The 19133-nt window shown below is 65.9% G+C and carries 17 protein-coding genes and 3 pseudogenes; 8 read left to right on the top strand and 12 right to left on the bottom strand.

All coding sequences use genetic code 11. The features are described 5' to 3' along the window. Positions 1-41 precede the first annotated feature (41 nt). Positions 42-1202 carry an acyl-CoA dehydrogenase family protein gene (locus L6444_RS18360; protein ID WP_236976409.1) on the top strand — a complete coding sequence of 387 codons (1161 nt, stop codon included), beginning with the start codon at positions 42-44 and terminating at the stop codon, positions 1200-1202. Between the two features lie 272 nt (positions 1203-1474). Then, complete coding sequence (locus tag L6444_RS18355; protein ID WP_236976408.1) at positions 1475-3925, top strand: sunset domain-containing protein; 2451 nt, start codon at positions 1475-1477, stop codon at positions 3923-3925. A gap of 20 nt (positions 3926-3945) precedes the next feature. On the opposite strand, the gene lexA is transcribed toward L6444_RS18355, so the two are convergent. Next, a complete protein-coding gene (gene lexA, locus L6444_RS18350) occupies positions 3946-4626 on the bottom strand; it encodes a transcriptional repressor LexA (protein WP_236976406.1) in 681 nt (226 codons plus the stop codon). Between the two features lie 292 nt (positions 4627-4918). Here lexA and L6444_RS18345 point away from each other — a divergent pair, with 292 nt between their 5' ends. The 3 genes from L6444_RS18345 (at position 4919) to L6444_RS18335 (ending at position 6551) form a co-directional block, all read left to right on the top strand. After that, positions 4919-5425, top strand: coding sequence for a LysM peptidoglycan-binding domain-containing protein (locus L6444_RS18345; protein ID WP_236976405.1), 507 nt, complete (start codon positions 4919-4921; stop codon positions 5423-5425). 168 nt (positions 5426-5593) lie between these two features. Then, a complete protein-coding gene (gene nrdR, locus L6444_RS18340) occupies positions 5594-6055 on the top strand; it encodes a transcriptional regulator NrdR (RefSeq protein ID WP_236976404.1) in 462 nt (153 codons plus the stop codon). Positions 6056-6065: 10 nt separating this feature from the next. Beyond that, positions 6066-6551 (top strand): peroxynitrite isomerase, encoded by a 486-nt coding sequence (locus L6444_RS18335; protein WP_236976403.1) that lies wholly within the window; start codon positions 6066-6068, stop codon positions 6549-6551. Between the two features lie 12 nt (positions 6552-6563). Here the strand turns inward: L6444_RS18335 and L6444_RS18330 are convergent. The 4 genes and pseudogenes from L6444_RS18330 to sthA all read right to left on the bottom strand — a co-directional run bounded on the left by L6444_RS18330 (position 6564) and on the right by sthA (position 10878). Then, positions 6564-7251 (bottom strand): annotated as a pseudogene (locus tag L6444_RS18330) (PhzF family phenazine biosynthesis protein). 12 nt (positions 7252-7263) lie between these two features. Further along, positions 7264-8290: pseudogene (locus L6444_RS18325) on the bottom strand (alpha/beta fold hydrolase). Between the two features lie 37 nt (positions 8291-8327). Beyond that, positions 8328-9321 (bottom strand): annotated as a pseudogene (locus L6444_RS18320) (proteasome assembly chaperone family protein). Between the two features lie 150 nt (positions 9322-9471). Continuing rightward, positions 9472-10878, bottom strand: coding sequence for a Si-specific NAD(P)(+) transhydrogenase (gene sthA / locus L6444_RS18315; protein WP_236984242.1), 1407 nt, complete (start codon positions 10876-10878; stop codon positions 9472-9474). Between the two features lie 112 nt (positions 10879-10990). Here sthA and L6444_RS18310 point away from each other — a divergent pair, with 112 nt between their 5' ends. Continuing rightward, a complete protein-coding gene (locus L6444_RS18310; RefSeq protein WP_236976402.1) occupies positions 10991-12046 on the top strand; it encodes a DUF4192 domain-containing protein in 1056 nt (351 codons plus the stop codon). A gap of 16 nt (positions 12047-12062) precedes the next feature. Here L6444_RS18310 and L6444_RS18305 read toward each other — a convergent pair whose 3' ends face one another. The 3 genes from L6444_RS18305 to L6444_RS18295 form a co-directional block, all read right to left on the bottom strand. Next, the gene (locus L6444_RS18305; protein ID WP_236976401.1) at positions 12063-12755 is read right to left on the bottom strand and encodes a metal-dependent transcriptional regulator; all 693 of its coding nucleotides are present in this window, start codon (positions 12753-12755) and stop codon (positions 12063-12065) included. Positions 12756-12911: 156 nt separating this feature from the next. Next, entirely contained in the window at positions 12912-13883 is a 972-nt protein-coding gene (sigB, locus tag L6444_RS18300; protein WP_236976400.1) for a sigma-70 family RNA polymerase sigma factor SigB, read from the bottom strand. A 147-nt stretch (positions 13884-14030) separates the two neighbouring features. Continuing rightward, a complete protein-coding gene (locus L6444_RS18295; RefSeq protein ID WP_370653112.1) occupies positions 14031-14429 on the bottom strand; it encodes a DUF3099 domain-containing protein in 399 nt (132 codons plus the stop codon). Positions 14430-14505: 76 nt separating this feature from the next. Between L6444_RS18295 and L6444_RS18290 the strand changes: the two genes are divergently transcribed. Then, complete coding sequence (locus tag L6444_RS18290; RefSeq protein WP_180918064.1) at positions 14506-14745, top strand: DUF3039 domain-containing protein; 240 nt, start codon at positions 14506-14508, stop codon at positions 14743-14745. On the opposite strand, the gene L6444_RS18285 is transcribed toward L6444_RS18290, so the two are convergent. Together L6444_RS18285 and L6444_RS18280 are read right to left on the bottom strand one after the other, a co-directional pair. Then, on the bottom strand, positions 14746-15738 hold the full coding sequence (locus L6444_RS18285) for a YihY/virulence factor BrkB family protein (RefSeq protein WP_236976396.1): 993 nt from the start codon (positions 15736-15738) through the stop codon (positions 14746-14748). A 64-nt stretch (positions 15739-15802) separates the two neighbouring features. After that, on the bottom strand, positions 15803-15988 hold the full coding sequence (locus L6444_RS18280; protein WP_055578419.1) for a DUF7455 domain-containing protein: 186 nt from the start codon (positions 15986-15988) through the stop codon (positions 15803-15805). A 144-nt stretch (positions 15989-16132) separates the two neighbouring features. On the opposite strand from L6444_RS18280, the gene L6444_RS18275 reads away from it, so the two are divergent. Then, the gene (locus L6444_RS18275; protein WP_236976395.1) at positions 16133-16480 is read left to right on the top strand and encodes a DUF952 domain-containing protein; all 348 of its coding nucleotides are present in this window, start codon (positions 16133-16135) and stop codon (positions 16478-16480) included. A 131-nt stretch (positions 16481-16611) separates the two neighbouring features. Here the strand turns inward: L6444_RS18275 and L6444_RS18270 are convergent, their stop codons facing one another. Beyond that, positions 16612-18096 carry an RNA polymerase sigma factor gene (locus L6444_RS18270; RefSeq protein ID WP_370653166.1) on the bottom strand — a complete coding sequence of 495 codons (1485 nt, stop codon included), beginning with the start codon at positions 18094-18096 and terminating at the stop codon, positions 16612-16614. 172 nt (positions 18097-18268) lie between these two features. Next, a complete protein-coding gene (gene ppgK, locus L6444_RS18265; protein WP_236976393.1) occupies positions 18269-19075 on the bottom strand; it encodes a polyphosphate--glucose phosphotransferase in 807 nt (268 codons plus the stop codon). Between the last annotated feature and the right edge of the window lie 58 nt (positions 19076-19133).

Here is a 19133-nt window from a genome sequence, read left to right as displayed (position 1 = left end):
TGGCAGGTCTGCCAAATTTTCGCTACCCGGAGGTCGCACGCATGAGCGGTGCCGTCAAATACCAGCGCACGCTTTTCGAACCCGAGCACGACTTGTTCCGCGAGTCCTACCGGGCCTTTCTGGACCGCCATGTCGCGCCTCATCACGAGGAATGGGAGAAAGCCAAGATCGTCGACCGCGGCGTATGGCTGGAGGCCGGCAAACAGGGCTTCCTCGGGATGGCCGTCCCGGAGGAGTACGGCGGCGGCGGCAATCCGGATTTTCGCTACAACACCATCGTCACCGAGGAGACCACCGCCGGACGCTACAGCGGCATCGGGTTCGGTCTGCACAACGACGTCGTGGCGCCCTACCTGCTGAAGTTGACCAACGAAGAGCAGAAGCAGCGCTGGCTGCCCAAGTTCTGCACCGGCGAACTGATCACCGCGATCGCGATGACCGAGCCGGGTACCGGCAGTGACCTGCAGGGCATCAAGACCAGGGCGGTCAAGCAGGGCGACCACTACGTCCTGAACGGTTCGAAGACGTTCATCACCAACGGCATCAACTCCGACCTGGTCATCGTGGTCGCCCAGACCGACCCCGAGAAGGGTGCGCAGGGCTTCAGCCTGCTGGTGGTCGAGCGCGGCATGGAGGGTTTCGAGCGGGGCCGCCACCTGGACAAGATCGGTTTGGACGCCCAGGACACCGCGGAGCTGTCGTTCACCGATGTGCACGTGCCCGTCGAGAACCTGCTCGGCGAGGAGGGCCTCGGCTTCATCTACCTGATGCAGAACCTGCCCCAGGAGCGGATCAACATCGCGGTGATGGCGGCCACCGCCATGGAAACCGTGCTCGAACAGACGCTGCAGTACACCAAGGAACGCAAGGCGTTCGGCAAGCCGATCGGCAGTTTCCAGAACAGCCGGTTCCTGCTGGCCGAGTTGGCCACCGAGGCGACCGTGGTGCGCATCATGGTCGACCAGTTCCTGGCGCTGCACCTGGAAGGCAAGCTGACGGCCGAGCAGGCCGCGATGGCTAAGTGGTACTCGACCGAGAAGCAGGTCCAGCTGATCGACCGGGGCCTACAGCTGCACGGCGGGTACGGCTACATGCGCGAATACCCGGTCGCCCGGGCGTATCTCGATGCTCGGGTGCAGACGATCTACGGCGGCACCACCGAGATCATGAAAGAGATCATCGGCCGCGGCCTAGGCGTCTGACCTCCGCCCAGGCATCGGCAAAGTCCCCTCGCCACCCCAGCTCGCCCGGGAGTTCCGCACGCCGCGTGTTCGCGACACGAGCGCGGCACGGCATCATTTCGACATCGGCTCGGTATCCGTTTCCGTAATATCTACAATTTGACTTCGCATTTCTCGTTCGCAAGAGCAAAGTAATGCGAGCCCGGCGACGATGCGGACCGTTGCGGGGAAACGGCCCACGGCGGTGAATCCGCCGGCTCGCCAGGTGGGCAGGGCATCGGCTGGGAGGCTTGGTGAACGGGCAGAGAGGTCAATTGAGCAGGCTGTTCGGGCGGGCGTTACTCGGCTTGGCGGCTACTGCGCTGGCCGTCACGCTGATGGCGCCGACCGTCTCGGCGTCCCCGATCGGCGATGCCGAGGCGGCCATGATGGCCGCTTGGGAGAAAGCCGGCGGCGACACGTCGACGCTGGGAGCCCGCAAAGGCGACGTATATCCCGTCGGGGACGGATTCGCACTGGAATTCGACGGCGGCAAGATGTTCTACACGCCGGCCACCGGCGCCAAATACATGTTCGGACCGATCCTGGCCAAGTACGAGGCGCTGGGCGGTCCGGCAGGCAGCGATCTGGGTTTCCCGACCATCAACGAGGTTCCCGGCCTGGCCGGACCCGACAGCCGGGTCAGCACCTTCGCCGCCAGCGACAACCCGGTGATCTTCTGGACCCCCGACCACGGCGCGTTCGTGGTTCGCGGCGCGCTCAACGCGGCGTGGGACAAGTTGGGCAGTTCGGGCGGCGTGCTGGGCGCCCCGATCGGTGACGAAACCTACGACGGCGAGGTGACCTCCCAGAAGTTCACCGGTGGCGAGGTGTCCTGGAACCGCAAGACCAAGGAGTTCACCACCAATCCCGCGACCCTGGCCGAGCAGCTCAAGGGCCTGCAGGTAGCGATCGACCCCACGGCAGCCATCAACATGTCCTGGCGCGCCGCCGGCGGAGCGAACGGCCCATTGGGCGCCAAGAAGGGCGGTCAATATCCGATCGGCGGCGACGGGATCGTCCAGGACTTCAACGGCGGCAAGATTTTCTTCAGCCCGGCCACCGGAGCCAATGCGGTCGAAGGGCCGATTCTGCAGAAGTACGAGGCGGTCGGGGGACCGGTCAGCAGCGACCTGGGTTTTCCCACCGCCAATGAGGCCGACGGCGGCATCACGCCCGCCAGCCGGATCGCGACATTCTCCGCCGCCGACAAGCCGGTGATCTTCTGGACGCCCGATCACGGCGCGTTCGTGGTGCGCGGTGCCATGAAGGCCGCGTGGGACAAGCTCAAGGGCCCCACCGGGAAACTCGGCGCCCCCGTTGGGGACCAGACCATGGACGGCGACGTGGTGTCGCAGAAGTTCACCGGCGGCAAGATCTCGTGGAACCGCGCCAAGAACGCCTTCAGCACCGATCCGTCGAACTTGGCGCCGTTGCTGTCCGGCCTGCAGGTCGCGGGGCAGAACCAGCCGAGTAACTCCGCGTCCCCGCCGCCGGCTAAGAAGTTCACCTTCCACTGGTGGTGGCTGGTCGCGGCCGTACCGGTGCTGCTGCTCCTGCTGATGTTCGTATTGGTGTTGGTGGGCATGCGCCGTCGCCGCGCCGCCGGCCAGGTTGTACCCGAGTACGAACGAGAACCGGAACTCGATGTGGGCGCCGGCTACGAGCCCCGCGCCGACGTGCCCTGGGGGCACGACGACATCGACTACGGTTCCGAGCGATTCCCGCCCGTCGACGAGCAGTTCGAGGAGCATGCCGACTCCGGTCCGGCCGGGCGGGTCGGCTGGTCCCGGGGCGGGCTGGTCGGCGGCGCGGAGCCCGGCCGGGACGTCGGCGGCGACATCGATCGCGACGTTGCCGACGCTGAGCCGCGCCTCGACGACGAGTATGACGACGAATTCGCCGAATATGCGGCTGTGGGCGACGAGGGTTACGAGTCGGGGGAGCTCGCGGAGTTCGGCGACGACGAGGATCCCGACGCGGTGGGCACCACTCCGATTCCGATCGTGACGCGCAGTGCCTCCGGCGAGTTGATCGTGGAGGAACCGGCGGCCGCCGAGCCCGTCACGCCGGAAGTTTTCGAAACCGACGTCATGGTGCCGCAGACGCACTTGCCCGGCATCGGCGTGCCGGAAGTGGATGCGCTGGAAAGCGATGTGCCGGAGAGCTTCCCGGACGATGAGTACCTGAACGACTTCTACGCCGACGCCGAACCCGCCGATACTGAATCGGCTGCTGCCGAATCCGCTTTCGCCGAACACGCTTTCGCCGAAAACGCAGCTGCGGAGTCCGCCTACACCGAATCCACATATGCCGAAACCGACGAGACCGAACCCGCCGACGAGGAGTCGCCGGACTTCGCGTCTCCGCCGGAGGCCGCCCCCGTCCCCGAGGTTCGGACGGGCCGGCATGCAGCTGCGGAGCCAGCCGGGTACACCGCGGAGGCCGATACGCCGTATGCGGCTGCGCCGCGGGCCGAGGCGCCGGTGGCAGTGCCCGCGGGCAGCGCCGCAGTGCGTCCCACCATCCATCTGCCGCTTGACGATGACCCGTATCGCGCGCCGGACGGCTATCCGATCAAGGCCAGCGCCCGGTTCGGCCTGTACTACACGCCCAGCAGCGTGCTGTACCACGACACCTTGGCCGAAATCTGGTTCGCCACCGAGGACGCTGCCCGAGCCAATGGCTTCGTGCGAGCTGATTAAGCGCTCGCGCCGGCGCCGGGTTAGACCTTGCGGATAACGGTGACGACTTTGCCGAGCACGATCGCGTCGTTACCGGGAATGGGATCGAACGCGGGGTTGTGCGGCATCAGCCACACCTGACCGCCGGCCCGCTTGAACGTCTTCACGGTCGCTTCGCCGTCGATCATGGCGGCCACGATGTCACCGTTGTCGGCGACGTTCTGCTGACGCACGACCACCCAGTCGCCGTCGCAGATCGCGGCTTCGACCATCGATTCACCGACAACCTTGAGCAGGAACAGCGTCCCTTCCCCGACCAGCTCGCGCGGCAGCGGGAAGACGTCCTCGACGGCCTCTTCGGCGAGGATAGGACCGCCTGCGGCGATCCGTCCGAGAACGGGGACGAAGGTGGGTTCTGGTAATGCGTCGGAACCGGCAACGTCGGTAACCGGCGGTGTCACTGCGTCATCGGCGCCGCGCACGTCAACCGCGCGCGGTCGGTTCGGGTCGCGGCGTAGGTAACCTTTGCGCTCCAGGGTGCGCAGCTGATGTGCTACTGACGACGTCGACGTCAGGCCCACCGCGTCACCGATCTCGCGGATGCTCGGCGGATACCCGCGGGTGGTCACCGAGGAGCGGATTACTTCCAGGATGGTGCGCTGCCGCTCAGTCAGCGCGTTGTCGACCGCGTGCAAGCCCGAGGTGTCGTTGCTGTCGCTCATGGCTCCGAATGTAACCGCATCCGCGTCAAGAATCAAACATGTGTTCGACCGGCGCGTCGGGGTCCGGATCGGGCGCGTCGATCTGCGCAAATTCGTCGAATCACAAGTGTGTAACTTACCGATGGATCGGGTATTTAACAGTCACCAGCTGGTTGCACCGACTAAACCCTGTCGGTGGTGTGCTCTACCGTTTTGCTCGTGCGACACGCCTCGCTCAAATGTTCGGATATCGAACACATGAGCGACTAGTGTCGAACACACGAGCGATATGTAGTCGACCGGAGGGAACGGCATGACACTCATCTACGCGGGTCCGCACCGCAACGGCAGCACGCAGAGCCCGCTGAACAGGCCTGTCAACAGGCCCGCCAGTGAGTCTCCCTCCTATCGGGCGGGGCGCAACCGGTCGGTCCGGCCGGGGCCGGCCCGACCCGCCGGTGCGCCGATGCAGTACTACGGCACCGGCGTCGTTCGGTCCACCGCCACGCACCACCGCCGGCCGGTCAGCGTGCGGACGACGATCGGCCTGGCTCTCCTCGCCGGGGTCATCACCGTCTGGCTGGGGCTGATGGCGAACTTCGGCAGCATCATCAACGGTGACTCGGCCGAGTCGACGAGCAAGATGCCTGCCGCATTGGCCGTGGTGCGAGTCGAGCCGGGGGAGTCTTTGCAGGACCTGGCCGCCCGGGTCGCTCCCGGCGCGCCCGTTCACGACGTCGTCGAACGCATCCGCGACCTGAACGCGCTGGACTCGGGGTCAGTCTCGGCGGGGCAGACACTGATCGCGCCGGTCGGCTGACGTCCATCGCCGCCGCAGCTTGAATAGGTAAGCGCACCAGCGCTTTTCCACTACCAGAGATCGAGGAGGATCTACTCCTAGCGTGCGCATTGGCCCGGCTGAGCGGCGCACGGGTACTCTCGGGGTGTTCTGCGGACCCCGTAACGTCAGCGCGGCGAAGGAGCGGCCATGCATTGCCCGTTCTGCCGGCATCCCGACTCCCGAGTGATCGACTCCCGGGAAACCGACGAAGGCCAGGCAATTCGTCGTCGTCGATCCTGTCCGGAGTGCGGACGCCGGTTCACCACCGTGGAAACCGCGGTGCTCGCGGTAGTCAAGCGCAGCGGCGTCACCGAGCCGTTCAGCCGCGAGAAAGTCATCAGCGGTGTTCGGCGGGCCTGCCAGGGGCGCCAGGTGGACGATGACGCCTTGAACCTGCTGGCTCAGCAGGTGGAAGATGCCGTGCGGGCCGCCGGGCCGGAGGTGCCCAGTAACGAGGTTGGCCTGGCCATCCTGGGTCCGCTGCGCGACCTCGACGAGGTGGCCTACCTGCGCTTCGCCTCGGTGTACCGATCCTTCTCGTCCGCAGACGATTTCGAGCGCGAGATCGAGGCACTGCGGGCTCACCGTAACGTGTCGGCGCCCAACTGAGCAGGCATCGGTGACGCCGGAACTGCACCCCGAACTGGCCGAGCTGGCCCCGCTGCTGGGTACTTGGGCGGGAAAGGGTTCCGGTGAGTATCCGACGATCGAACCCTTCGAATATCTCGAAGAGGTGGTGTTCTCCCACGTCGGCAAGCCATTCCTGATCTACGGGCAAAAGACCAGGGCGGTCACCGACGGGAAGCCGCTGCACGCCGAAACGGGCTATCTGCGGGTGCCGCAACGCGGTCACCTCGAGCTGGTGCTGGCGCATCCCAGCGGTGTCACCGAGATCGAGGTCGGTAACTACTCGGTCAGCGGTGACGTCATCGAAATGGAGACGGTCACCTCCGATATCGGTCTGACGCCGACAGCCAAACACGTAACCGCCCTTGGGCGTTCCCTGCGAATCGACGGCGACCAGTTGTCCTATTCGCTGCGCATGGGTGCGGTCGGTCAACCCGTGCAGCATCATCTGTCGGCCGTGCTACACCGCAAATCCTGACCGGCGTGCGCGTCAATCGATCTGTCGCACAGTGTCTTCGGTGACGCGGCCGGCGATCCGGACCCATGTTCGCGGACTCCAGCGGGTTTCGATCACCGATCCGTTGCCCTGCGTGATCACCAGATCCCTGCTCAGGTAGTCGGTCAGCCGCATGGCCGCCGAACCGGTTGCCTGGTCCTCGGCCACTCCCAGGTTGGCGGCGAACATCCGGGCCCGGACAGCCCCGGCGGACCGGTCGGCCCAGGCCCAGAGGTAGTGCGCGACATCGTCGGAGTAGTCGGCGGGATCGGCGGACACGACCGCGTCCGGTGACTCCAGATCGTGGATGGCGAAGTCGGGTGCCCACTCCGCGGGTGCCTCGATGGCGGTGCGATCGTCCTCGTAGCTCACCTGCACCAGGCCGGCCGGCACCTGCAGAGTGTTGACCGGCAATCCGCGTTCGCGTAACCACCACGACGCGCCGACGGTCGGGTGGCCGGCGAAGGGCAGCTCGATTAGCGGTGTGTAGATGGTGGCCTGAGCCGAAGTGGAATCGGCGGTCGGCATCTCGACGAAAACCGTTTCGCTGTAACCTAATTCGGTTGCGACGCGCTGCCGTTCGGTGGCATCGACCACGTCGGCGTCCACCACCCCCCAACGGGTTGCCGAACCTGCCGTCGGAGTCGGTGAAGACCCGCAGCACGGTCACGTCGACGGTCATGAAGCTTCTGACCTAGGTTGCGCTGCGCTCGTCGGCTCCCATGGCGTTGAGCACCGCGACTCGGGTGTCGGCAGGCCCGGTGATCGTGCGCTCGCCGCCACCGGAGCGAAGCAGTTCCCGCAGCGCGGCCTGGTCGTATTCGGGGGGCACGGTGCTGTCGATGAATCGCTGCACGACGTCGAGGAACCGGGCCGGGTCGTCGTGGAAGGGGGAAATGGCCGGCGTCGGAGAATATCTCGATCCGAGAGCCGGGCATCGCGGCGTGGGCCATGTAGGCGTGCTGGACGGGGATCACGGAATCCTTTTCGCCCCAGACGATCTGCACCGGGATGGCTTCGGTCAGATAACATCGGTCCAGCATTGTGACGATCTGTCCGCGCCAGTCCACCACCGCTCGCAGCGTGCGGGTGAACGCCGACGAGGCGGTCGGCTCGGGCAGGTCGTTCAGGATCCGCAACATGTTGGGCAGATCGCGGCCGATGGCCGTCGAACCCAGCGCGCGGCCGGCCAGCTGGCCGAGCAACTGAACCGCCGGCAGCACCATCGGCAGCCGCAACAGCGCCAAGGCTTCAGCGCCCATCGGCAGCGACGCGAACCGCAGCGCGATGTTGACGTCCTTGGTGACGCCCCCGGCGCCCACCAGGATCAGCCGGTCGACCAAATGTGGAAACTGGTAAGCGAATTGCATCGCCACACCGCCGCCCAGAGAGTGCCCGACGATGGTCACCCGCTCGATGTCGAGCACGCTGAGCAGGTCGCGCATGCCGTTGGCGTAGGCAGCGGCCGAGTAGTCGGCGCGCGGCTTGTCGGACTTGCCGTGCCCCAACAGGTCCGGGGCGATCACGGTGAAGCGCTGAGCCAGTTTGGCGTGGATCGGCGCCCAGGTCGTCGAATTGTCGCCGATGCCGTGGATCAGCAGGATCGCCGGACCGGACCCCGCTATCCGGAAGGCCCGCTTGTAGCCGTGGATGGTGCGGTACTGCAGCGACGGGGATGTCACTTCCCGCACCGGGCGAAGATTGCGCGTCCGCTCGGGCATGTCGCCAACCTCGTTGTCGTCAGGACGTCACGCAGCGTTAGCCCGTGTCGTCGTCGTCACGCTTCTTCTCGGCCTGCTGAGCCAGAAAACGCTCGAACTCTGCTCCGAGTTCATCTCCGCTAGGCAGGTCCTCGTCTCGCGTCAGCAAAGGACCTGTTTTCCTGAGCGTCGATGAACGCATCGTACTGGCGCTCGAGTGCCGTCACCACTTGAGCGACTTCCGCGCTCGCCCGAACCTGTTCGTCGATTTTGGCCCGGATCTCGGCGGCCGCCTCGGCCAGCGCCGTCAGCGGCAGTTCCAGAGAGCCCGTCTTGGCGACCTGCTCGAGCAATGCCTGCGCTGCCGCGGGATAGTCGGTCTGGGTCAGGTAGTGCGGGACGTGGACGGTGAATCCGACGACCTCGTGGCCGTGCTGGGCCAAGCGGTATTCGAGCAGGTTGGCCGCGCTTCCGGGGACCTGGATCTCGGAGATCCACGGTTGAAAGTCGCCGATGAGGTCCGGGTTGTTGGAGTGTGCGGTCATCGTGACGGGCCGGGTGTGCGGGACGGCCATCGGGACGGTGCCCAGACCGATGGTCCGTCGCACACCGAGCCGCTCGGACAGCAGCCGCACCGCGGTGATGAAGCGTTCCCATTTCAGGTCCGGCTCCATGCCGGCCAGCAGCAGGAACGGGGTGCCGACGCTGTCGCGCAGCGCGTACAGACTGAGCTCGGGGTCGTCGTATTTGGTGAAATGGTCGGTCTTGAACGTCATCAGCGGCCGGCGGGAGCGGTAGTCCAGCAGTTCGTCGATCGCAAAGGACGCCACCAGCTCGGTGTCCAGGGCCGCTTTGAGGTGCGCGGCGGCCAACCGGATCGCATGGCCGGCGTCGGAGAAGCCCTCCAGTGCGTGTACCAGCACCGGTCCGCGGCCGTCGGACGCCGACAGTTGAGGCGCCGGGAACTCCAGCTCATACATGCCGGATTGCCCGGGCTGGTATTCCTGCGCCTGCCCGGGCGTGTGGTCGGACCGTGCTTCATCCTCGTACATGGGTGGAGCCTCCTCTCGGGGGTCTCAAGGCGTATCCAGGGTGCCCCAAACAGTCTCTCTCAATCGCTGGTGGAACGTGCGATTGCGTCAGCGGAATTTGCTGACACTCGTATCAACGCATCAGGGCGAATTTCTATTCGCTTGCTGCGTTCAGCGCAGGAACTGGCTGAGGGCGCGCATCTTGTTCGTGACATCCAGGGCGGCGACCTTGTAGGCCTCGGAGAACGTCGGGTAGTTGAACACCGCGTCGACCAGGTAGTCGACGGTTCCGCCGCATCCCATGACGGCCTGCCCGATGTGGACCATCTCGGTGGCGCTGGTGCCGAAGATGTGCGCTCCGAGCAGCGTGCGGTCGCGGGTGGACACCAGCAGCTTGAGCATGCCGTAGGAGTCGCCGGCGATCTGTCCGCGGGCGAGTTCCCGGTAGCGGCACACTCCCACTTCGTAGGGGATCGAGTTTTTGGTGAGCTCCACCTCGGTGGCTCCGACGTAGGAGATCTCCGGGATGGAGTAGATGCCGATCGGCTGCAGCGCGGTGATGCCGTCGGTCGATTCGCCGAAGGCGTGGTAGGCGGCCAACCGGCCCTGGTCCATTGAGGTCGCCGCCAGCGCCGGGAATCCGATGACGTCGCCGACGGCGTAGATGTGTTCGACTTTCGTCTGGAACTGGTCGTCGACGAAAATCCTGCCGCGATTGTCGGTTTCCAGGCCCGCGTTCTCCAGGCCGAGGTTCGCGGTCTGGCCTTCGCGCCCGGCGGAGTACATGACGGTCTCGGCGGGAATCTGCTTGCCGCTGCCCAGCGTGGTGACGGTGCCCGCGGCGCCGACGTCCACCGCGGTCACCTCCTCGCCGAACCGGAAGGTCACCGCAAGGTCGCGCAGGTGGAACTTGAGCGCTTCGACGATCTCCGGATCGCAGAAATCGAGCATGGTGTCGCGTTTTTCCACCACCGTCACCTTGGTGCCCAAGGCGGCGAACATCGACGCGTACTCGATCCCGATCACCCCGGCGCCCACCACGACCATCGACGCCGGCAGCGATTTCAGGTCCAGGATGCCGTCGGAGTCCAGCACGCGGCGCTCGTCGAACTCGACTCCGGACGGTCGCGCCGGTTTGGTGCCGGTGGCGATGACGATGTAGTCGCCGCTGACCGTCACACGCTCACCCTGGGAGTCTTCCTCCACCAGGATGGTGTGCGGGTCGACGAACCGGCCGTGGCCCAGGACCAGGTCGATGCGGTTGCGCATCAGCTGTGAACGCACTACGTCGACCTGCTTGCCGATCACATGCTGAGTGCGGGCCAGCAGGTCGGCCGGGGTGATCTTGTCCTTCACGCGGTAGCTCGCGCCGTACAGTTCGCGCTGGCTCATTCCGGTCAGGTAGACGACCGCCTCGCGCAGGGTTTTCGACGGGATGGTGCCGGTGTTCACGCAGACCCCGCCGACCATCCGGCCACGCTCCACGATCGCGACCGACTTGCCCAACTTGGCCGCGGCGATGGCGGCCTTCTGTCCGCCTGGCCCTGATCCGATAACGACCAGGTCGTATTCGCGCATGGAAGTCATGAGATAGACGATAAGGCCCACAGTCGCGACTTTCTCCACAAGCGGGCGCCGAATCACGTTGTGCGAGCACCAACTGACGGTGCCGGTCGTCAGCGTGGTCGTCATGACGAAGCATCGAAACGACTTTGAACTGAACCGCCCCGGCTCGTTGATCGCCGCGCTGCCCGCCATCCTCGGCTTCGTGCCGGAGAAATCGCTGGTCTTGGTGTCGTTGGAGCGCGGTGGATTGGGCGCGGTGATGCGAGCCGACCTGGACGAGGGCCTGATCGACCGGGTGGACCAACTGGCCCAGGTTGCCGCCGGCGCCGAGCCGGAAGCCGCGATCGTAGTGATCGTCGATGCCGAGGGTGCGCACTGTTCGGTGTGCAACGAGGAGTATCGGCGGCTGTGCGAAGCGCTCAACGATGCCCTTGCCCGGTACGACATCGAGTTGTACGCGGCGCATGTGGTCGACGAGATTGCGCGCGGCGGGCGCTGGCACTGTGTTGACGACTGCGGTGCCCACGGGGGGGTCGATGATCCGTCGGCGTCACCGCTGGCCGCGGCGGCGGTGCTGGACGGCCGCCGCCTCTATCCCCGGCGTGCCGACCTGCAGGCGGTGATCGCGCAGGACCCGCTACGTGCGGCCGCGCTGGCACCGGCGGTCGAGAAGGCGGCCAAGGTACGGGAGAAGGCGCGCCGGGCAGACGCCGCGGGCTGTTGCCGTAACGACGTTGAGAACGTCTTGGCGGTCGCTGCCCGCTTCATGGACGGCCAATCGTTGTCGGATGCCGAAGTGGCTCGGCTGGGCTGTGCCCTGACCGATACCCAGGTGCGCGACACGCTCTACGCCCTAGCCGTCGCCGAGAGCGCCGACGCGGCGGAGTCGTTGTGGTCGGTGCTGGCGCGGCAGCTGCCACAGCCGTGGCGGGTGGAGGCCCTGGTGCTGCTGGCGTTCAGCGCCTACGTCCGCGGCGACGGACCGCTGGCGGGGGTGTCGCTGGAGGCCGCGCTGCGCTGCGACCCGGATCATCGGATGGCGGGGATGCTGGATACGGCGTTGCAATCGGGGTTGCGGCCCAACGAGATTCGGCGCCTGGCCAACACCGGGTATCAACTGGCCGAGCAGCTCGGAGTGCGCATGCCGCCGCGGCAGAAATACCGCCGGCGCGCCGGTTAGGGGACTGGCGGGTGGATCAGACCTTTTCGACTTTCACGGCGTGGGCCATCTCATGCGGCAGGGTGACGTTCTCGTGACCGGGGATCACGATGGTCACCCCGCCGCCGGGGCTGGTCTCCACCGTGACGCGCGCGTTGGGCACCACACCGGCGTCCTTGAGCCTGGTGATCAGGTCGATGTCGCCCTGGACGTGTTCGGTGAGCTGGCGGACGACGACGGCGACCGGTGCCCCGCCCGGCAATTCGGTCAGGCGGACCAGGTCGGCGTCCGCGGCGCGGGACTCCGGGCCGACGCCGAGGTCCAACAGACCCGGGATCGGATCGCCGAACGGGGAGGTGGTCGGATTGTCGAGCACCTTGACCAGCCTGCGCTCGACGTCCTCGCTCATCACGTGCTCCCACCGGCATGCTTCGGCGTGCACTTCCTCCCACGGCAGCCCGATCACGTCGACCAGCAGGCGCTCGGCGAGGCGGTGCTTGCGCATCACCGCGATGGCCAGTGCGCGGCCCTTGTCGGTGAGCTCGAGGTGACGGTCACCTGCCACGCGGAGGAGCCCGTCGCGTTCCATCCGCGAGACGGTCTGGCTGACGGTGGGCCCGCTCTGTTCGAGGCGTTCGGCGATCCGGGCACGCAGCGGCGTCACGCCCTCTTCTTCGAGGTCGTAGATCGTTCGCAGGTACATCTCGGTGGTATCAACCAAGTCGTTCATTTAGCATCCTCCGTTGCCGCCGAGTCTACTTCGCCAGCCGCGCGAGTGGTTCGTGCAAAACGCCCCACCGCAGCAGTATGCCCGCCGCGCAACCGCGGCGGGCACACCGTCTCCGATAAAGCTTGCCAAACTACATCGGCTGCTCCGACATTGGCCTCAGCTGGCGTAGGACCGCAACCGATCAGCCCGCTCGCCGTGGCGCAACTTGCACATGACATCGCGCTCGATCTGCCGCACCCGTTCCCGGGACAGTCCGAACAGCTTTCCGATCTGATCCAGGGTGCGCGGCTGGCCGTCGTCCAGGCCGAAGCGCAGGCGGATCACCTGGTGCTCACGCTCGTCGAGAGTGGCCAGCACGCTGCGGATGTCGGTGTGCAGCAACTCGGCGATGACCGCGTTCTCCGCCGACATAGCCTCGGCGTCCTCGATGAAATCACCGAGCGGGGCCTCCTCTTCGGAGCCGACCGGCATGTCCAGGCTGACCGGGTCGCGACTGTGCTCGAGCAGATCGTTGATCTTCTCGACCGGAATCCCGGACTCGGTGGCGAGCTCCTCGTCGGTGGCCTCGCGCCCCAGGTTCTGGTGCATCTCACGCTTGATCCGGGCCAGCTTGTTGACCTGCTCCACCAGATGCACCGGCAGCCGAATGGTGCGGCTCTGGTCGGCCATGCCCCGGGTGATGGCCTGACGGATCCACCAGGTCGCGTACGTGGAGAACTTGAAACCCTTTGTGTAGTCGAACTTTTCCATCGCGCGGATCAGACCCAGGTTGCCTTCCTGGATGAGATCCAGCAGCGGCATGCCGCGGCCGGTGTAGCGCTTGGCCAGCGAAACCACCAGGCGCAGGTTCGCTTCCAGCAGATGACGGCGTGCGGCCTCACCATCGCGCACCACCGCGGCCAGGTCGCGTTTCCGATTCTCGCCGAGGCGCTTTCGGGTTTCCAGCAGATGCTCGGCGTAAAGGCCGGCCTCGATGCGCTTGGCCAGTTCGACTTCGTCAGCGGCGTTGAGCAACGCCGTCTTGCCGATGCCGTTCAGATATACGCGAACGAGGTCAGCTGCTGGGCTCTGAGCATCCAGATCGCCGTCAATGCGGCTTGTGGTCGCCCTCTTTGTGGCATCGGCCATTGCGCCCTCCCGGTTGGCTTGACTTGTAAGTGGTTAACGAGAAGCCCGGTCGCAGAGTTCCCACGAGGTTGCGATCTCACACGCTGTGACGTGCAGAAATACAGAGGTGACCTGAGAATGTGCTGAGAAGTGAGGCGAGTGGACCGGTTAGTCGGAACTGTCCGGGTCGATCGTCTGCCATTCCGCCTGCGCCGGGCGTCGCGGCTCGAGCGCCGGCCGCTCCGCGGTCGGGAACAACGGCGTCCGCCCCCGACCGTCGTCGAAGCGTCGCGGTTCTTCGGCGCTGCGCGGCGGGCGGTCGTTGGCGATCAGCACCGCCATCCACGGCAACGGTATGGAGGCCGCCACGATCAACATGCAGATGAGCCCGTTGTGCCAGGCGCCGTAAGCGAACGCGGCCAGCAGCAGTGCGGGGATCCGGAATGCCATCAAAGTCAGGTATTTACGCACCCGCGCCCGATGCTGCTCCTCGTAGGAGGTGGCAGCAGCAGTGATCAGTACTGGTTTGCCCTCTTCGTCGAAACCCAGCTGCGGGCCGCGCTTCATCCCTCCACTGTTGCACACCTGAGCATGTTGTGGTTCCCCGGTGTCAGGCGGCAGGTCAGGATGCACAATGTTAGGCATGGAGACCCAGACGATTGAGCGCACCGACGCCGATGAACGCGCCGATGACGGGACCGGCAGCGACACTCCGAAATACTTCCACTACGTCAAGAAGGACAAGATCGCCGAGAGCGCGGTGATGGGCAATCACGTTGTCGCGTTGTGCGGAGAGGTTTTTCCGGTGACCAAGGCCGCCAAGCCGGGCTCGCCGGTCTGCCCCGACTGCAAACAGATCTACGACCGGCTCAAGAAGGGCTGATCACGTCTTCGGCTGCGCGGGCGCGGGATCTGGACTCGCTTTCGGGGTCGGAGGCGCCGGATCCTCCCTGCCGGACAGGGCCGCGGTCCGGCCGACCAACCATTTGCGGAGACGGTGTGCGTGCGTCGCAGGCGCCGGCCATTCCTCCTGGATGGCGGCGTTGAGTTCGGCGCCGATCATGATCGAGAAGCCACCGAAGAAGGCGAACAACAGGAACGCGATCGGTGTGGCGAGCGCGCCGTAGGTGTAACCGGTGCTGCCGATCCATCTCAGGTAGAGCCGCAGGCCAAGGGTGGCCACCAGGAACACCACAGTGGCCAGCACTGTGCCCGGTATCAGCCGATGCGTCGGCAGCGGGACCGGCAGCGCCACCCGGTACAGGACGGTCACCCCGGCCATCAGGCCGAGAATCAGCGCCGGGTAGTAGCCGTAGTGCAGCAGGTTCTGCAGGCCGATCGGGATGTGTTCGCTGACCTTGCGGGGTCCGACCACCGCCACCGGTGCGGTCGCCACCACGAAAATCAGCATCATGATGTACAGGAACAGCGCGAAGAACCGCTGCCGGACCGGATGGCGCAACGGCGTCTGGTCGTGAGCGTCAACGATGGCGTCCACGAACGAGGAGATCGCCGATGACCCCGCCCACAGCGAGATCAGGAAGCCCAGGGATGCCACCTCGCCGCCGGCGGTGGCGGTGATGTCCCGGATCGTAGGCTCGATGATCTCGTTGACCACGTTGGGGGAGAAGAAGTTTCGGGCCGTCGACAGAATGCTCTTGGTGATGGACGACAACGTGTCCGCACCGAACAGCGGAGCCACCCACGCCAGCGTCCCCAGTATCCCCAGCAGCAGCGGTGGCGTGGAAAGGCAGGTCCAAAAACCCGCTTCGGCTGACTCGGAGAAAATCGAGTCGTCCCAGGCTTTGGACAGAGTCCTTTTGCTGAGGTGCCAAACGTGATGGCGGGAAGGCTTAGGAGCTTGCGCGACGGTCATCCCGTCCAGCATTACTCACGAAGACCCGCCACGCTGCATTGGCCCCGGGCGAGTTCGGCGGCAATTACTGGCCGCTGACCTCCAGGACGGCCGCCAGCTCCGCCAACTTCGCTTCGTGCTTGTTGGCGTGGTGCTGGCAGAAGAGGAGCTCAGCACCCGAAGGCAGCTTGGCGCGGACCCGAGCGGCGGCACCGCAGCGGTCGCAGCGGTCCGCGCGAGTGAGCTCGGGACTGGTCAGAGTTGCGTTCATGGCTCCTCCGTTCTGGCGATAAATTCACTCTGTCAGACGTTCGGAGTTTTTGCCTTGTTCCCCGACCGTTATTGGGTGTGTCGTTTCTCACGAATATTTGCCCAAATTTGGGGCAGGGTAATCCTCGTGTTACAAACCCCGGAAATGTTGGTGCGGTTGTGCTCTGAGCAGGAGTGGGCCGACGCCCGCCGCGCCGGCTCGATCAGTCCCGAAGCCCCCGGTTCGGGTGCGGAGACCTTCGTGCATCTGTCGACGCCTCAGCAGGTGCACCTGCCGGCGAACCGCCTCTACGCGGGTCGCCGGGACATGGTGCTGCTGTACATCGATGCCGCGGCGTTGGTCGCACCGGTGCGGTGGGAGCCGGGGGTGCCGGGCGACCCCGAGTCGATGCTGTTTCCGCATCTGTACGGCGCGCTGCCGGTGAGTGCGGTGGTCGAAGCGGTGGCCTATCCGCCGGCCGCTGACGGTTCGTTCCCGCCCGTGCAGACGTAGGCCACCGTCGCGCCAACCTAGACAAGAGCACTTCCGATGCGGCGCAGAGCATCTCGTGTCTGAGCCGGCAAGACGTGCTGGCGGGCGCCTGGCAGGGGCCACAGTATCGATGCGGCGGCCGGGAGTCGCCCCTAGTCCAGGTAGTCCCTCAGCACCTGCGAACGGCTCGGGTGACGCAGCTTCGACATCGTCTTGGACTCGATCTGGCGGATGCGCTCCCGGGTGACCCCGTACACCTGACCGATCTCGTCCAGCGTGCGGGGCTGACCGTCGGTAAGCCCGAAACGCAGCCGCACCACGCCGGCTTCGCGCTCCGAGAGCGTGTCCAGCACCGACTGCAGCTGATCTTGCAGCAGGGTGAAGGAAACGGCATCGACGGCGACAACAGCTTCGCTGTCCTCGATGAAATCGCCCAGCTGGCTGTCGCCCTCGTCGCCGATGGTCTGGTCCAGCGAGATGGGTTCCCGGGCGTATTGCTGGATCTCCAGCACCTTCTCCGGGGTGATGTCCATTTCCTTGGCCAACTCTTCGGGAGTCGGCTCGCGGCCCAGGTCCTGCAGCAGCTCGCGCTGGATCCGGCCCAGCTTGTTGATCACCTCGACCATGTGCACCGGGATGCGGATGGTGCGGGCCTGGTCGGCCATGGCCCGGGTGATGGCCTGGCGAATCCACCAGGTGGCGTAGGTGGAGAACTTGTAGCCCTTGGTGTAGTCGAACTTCTCCACCGCGCGGATCAGGCCCAGGTTGCCTTCCTGAATGAGGTCCAGGAACGCCATGCCACGGCCGGTGTAGCGCTTGGCCAGCGACACCACCAGCCGCAGGTTGGCTTCCAGCAGATGGTTTTTCGCGCGGTCACCGTCGCGGCAGATCCACATCATGTCGCGGCGCTGCGCGGCGGGCAGCTTCTCGCCACGATCGCTCAGCTCCACCATCAGCTGGGTGGCGTACAGGCCGGCCTCAATCCGCTTGGCCAGCTCAACCTCTTCCTCGGCGTTGAGCAGCGCCACCTTGCCGATCTGCTTCAGGTAGGCGCGAACCGAGTCGGCCGACGCGGTGAGCTCGGCGTCCTTACGCGCTTGTCGCAGGGCCTCGGACTCGTCTTCGTCCCAGACGAAGTCCCCGGACGCCTTGTCCTTCTCGGTGGGCTCGGTGATTTCCTCTTCGTCCTCGGCGGCAGCCTCGTCGGCCACCCCGGACGGGGTCACCTCGCCGTCCTCGACGTCACCTGTCTCGAGGTCGGCGTCGACGGCCACGTCTTCCTCGAGGTCGTCGAGGGCAAGATCGGCAGCATCGATTTCGAGATCCTCGCCGGGCTCGACGTCGATGTCGGTGTCGATCTCCACGGCTGCGTCCAGAGCGACGTCGCCGCCGACCGAGGCGTCGTCTGCCGGCTTTGCCGCGCGCGACGAGGGGGCCTTGGCCGCCTTGGCGCGGGTCTTCTTCGGAGCCTCGCCGGGCGCCTCGTCGTGCTCGGTCTCGGCGGTCTTCGTTGCCCGCTTCGCAGGGGCGGTGCCGTGGGCGGCCTTGGCCGCCGTGCGCTTGGCTGGAGACTTCGTGGCGGTGCGCTTCACCGGCTCATCGGTCGCCGGAGTTACCTTCGTCGCTGCCACATACACCCCTTCGGTTGGACGCACTTCCGGTGGGTCTGGGCATGGTTGACCGAAAGTGTCTGTTATGTCGAATGTCGGCGTTTGATATCAGCGTGAGTATCGCGCGCTATCGGTTTGGGCGGCCGCCGACGACCATTGTAACTTCACCGCCCACGCGTACCGGTCGAGCGGCGAAAATTCAGTGCGTCACGTCTTGGGTCGACGCCATTGCCGCCCCCACGATTCCGGCGGCGTTCTGCAGGGTGGCGGGCACCACCGGGGTGCGGTTCTCGAGCAGATGTACCCACTTGTCGGCCTTGCGGCTGATCCCGCCGCCGGCGATGAACAGGTCGGGCCAGATCGCATTCTCGATGGCGACCAGCACCTTGGTCACCTGCTTGGCCCACTTCTCGTAGCTCCACCCGTTCTTTTCCTTGACCGACGACGCGGCCCGGTGTTCGGCCTCCTTGCCGCCGACCTCGAGGTGGCCGAACTCGGTGTTGGGGATCAGCTTTCCGTTGTGTATCACTGCCGAACCGATGCCGGTTCCGAAGGTGAGCAGCACGACCAGACCCTCGTGGCCCCGGCCCGCGCCGTAACGCTCTTCGGCCAGCCCGGCCGCGTCGGCGTCGTTGAGGATGGTGACTTCCTGGCCGTTGAGTGCGGTGCTGATGATGTCGCGGGCGTTGGTCCCGATCCAGGCTTTGTCGACGTTGGCCGCCGTCTGCACGATTCCGTGCGTGACCACCCCGGGATAGGTCACGCCCAGCGGGCCCGTCCAACCGAAACCGTTGACGACCTCGGCGATGGTCTTGGCGACGGCCGCGGGCGTGGCCGGCTGGGGGGTGAGCAGTTTGATCCGGTCGCCGATCATCTGTCCGGTTTCCAGGTCGACGATCGCGCCCTTGATGCCGCTGCCGCCGACGTCGATGCCGAATCCTCGGCGCTGCGGCGGGTGACCGGTCGGTGTGTCCGACGGATCGGGCCCCGGGACGCTGCTGGTCATCGCGATCTCCTCGATGAGACTTGGTGGTGCGCCCACCATAGCGACCTTGCGGGGGTGC

Source organism: Mycobacterium kiyosense, from assembly GCA_021654635.1.
Classification (GTDB): domain Bacteria; phylum Actinomycetota; class Actinomycetes; order Mycobacteriales; family Mycobacteriaceae; genus Mycobacterium; species Mycobacterium kiyosense.
Note: the sequence above shows the minus strand (reverse complement) of the source record. Positions and strands in the feature narration are given on the sequence as shown.

Bases quoted from the DNA above. Each gene is read 5' to 3' on its own strand.
- L6444_RS18360 (WP_236976409.1), top strand. From the start codon at position 42: ATGAGCGGTGCCGTCAAATACCAGCGCACGCTTTTCGAACCCGAGCAC.
- lexA (WP_236976406.1), bottom strand. From the start codon at position 4,626: ATGAGCGACAGCAACGACACCTCGGGCTTGCACGCGGTCGACAACGCG.
- L6444_RS18345 (WP_236976405.1), top strand. From the start codon at position 4,919: ATGACACTCATCTACGCGGGTCCGCACCGCAACGGCAGCACGCAGAGC.
- nrdR (WP_236976404.1), top strand. From the start codon at position 5,594: ATGCATTGCCCGTTCTGCCGGCATCCCGACTCCCGAGTGATCGACTCC.
- sthA (WP_236984242.1), bottom strand. From the start codon at position 10,878: ATGCGCGAATACGACCTGGTCGTTATCGGATCAGGGCCAGGCGGACAG.
- L6444_RS18310 (WP_236976402.1), top strand. From the start codon at position 10,991: ATGACGAAGCATCGAAACGACTTTGAACTGAACCGCCCCGGCTCGTTG.
- L6444_RS18305 (WP_236976401.1), bottom strand. From the start codon at position 12,755: ATGAACGACTTGGTTGATACCACCGAGATGTACCTGCGAACGATCTAC.
- sigB (WP_236976400.1), bottom strand. From the start codon at position 13,883: ATGGCCGATGCCACAAAGAGGGCGACCACAAGCCGCATTGACGGCGAT.
- L6444_RS18295 (WP_370653112.1), bottom strand. From the start codon at position 14,429: ATGAAGCGCGGCCCGCAGCTGGGTTTCGACGAAGAGGGCAAACCAGTA.
- L6444_RS18290 (WP_180918064.1), top strand. From the start codon at position 14,506: ATGGAGACCCAGACGATTGAGCGCACCGACGCCGATGAACGCGCCGAT.
- L6444_RS18285 (WP_236976396.1), bottom strand. From the start codon at position 15,738: ATGACCGTCGCGCAAGCTCCTAAGCCTTCCCGCCATCACGTTTGGCAC.
- L6444_RS18280 (WP_055578419.1), bottom strand. From the start codon at position 15,988: ATGAACGCAACTCTGACCAGTCCCGAGCTCACTCGCGCGGACCGCTGC.
- L6444_RS18275 (WP_236976395.1), top strand. From the start codon at position 16,133: ATGTTGGTGCGGTTGTGCTCTGAGCAGGAGTGGGCCGACGCCCGCCGC.
- ppgK (WP_236976393.1), bottom strand. From the start codon at position 19,075: ATGACCAGCAGCGTCCCGGGGCCCGATCCGTCGGACACACCGACCGGT.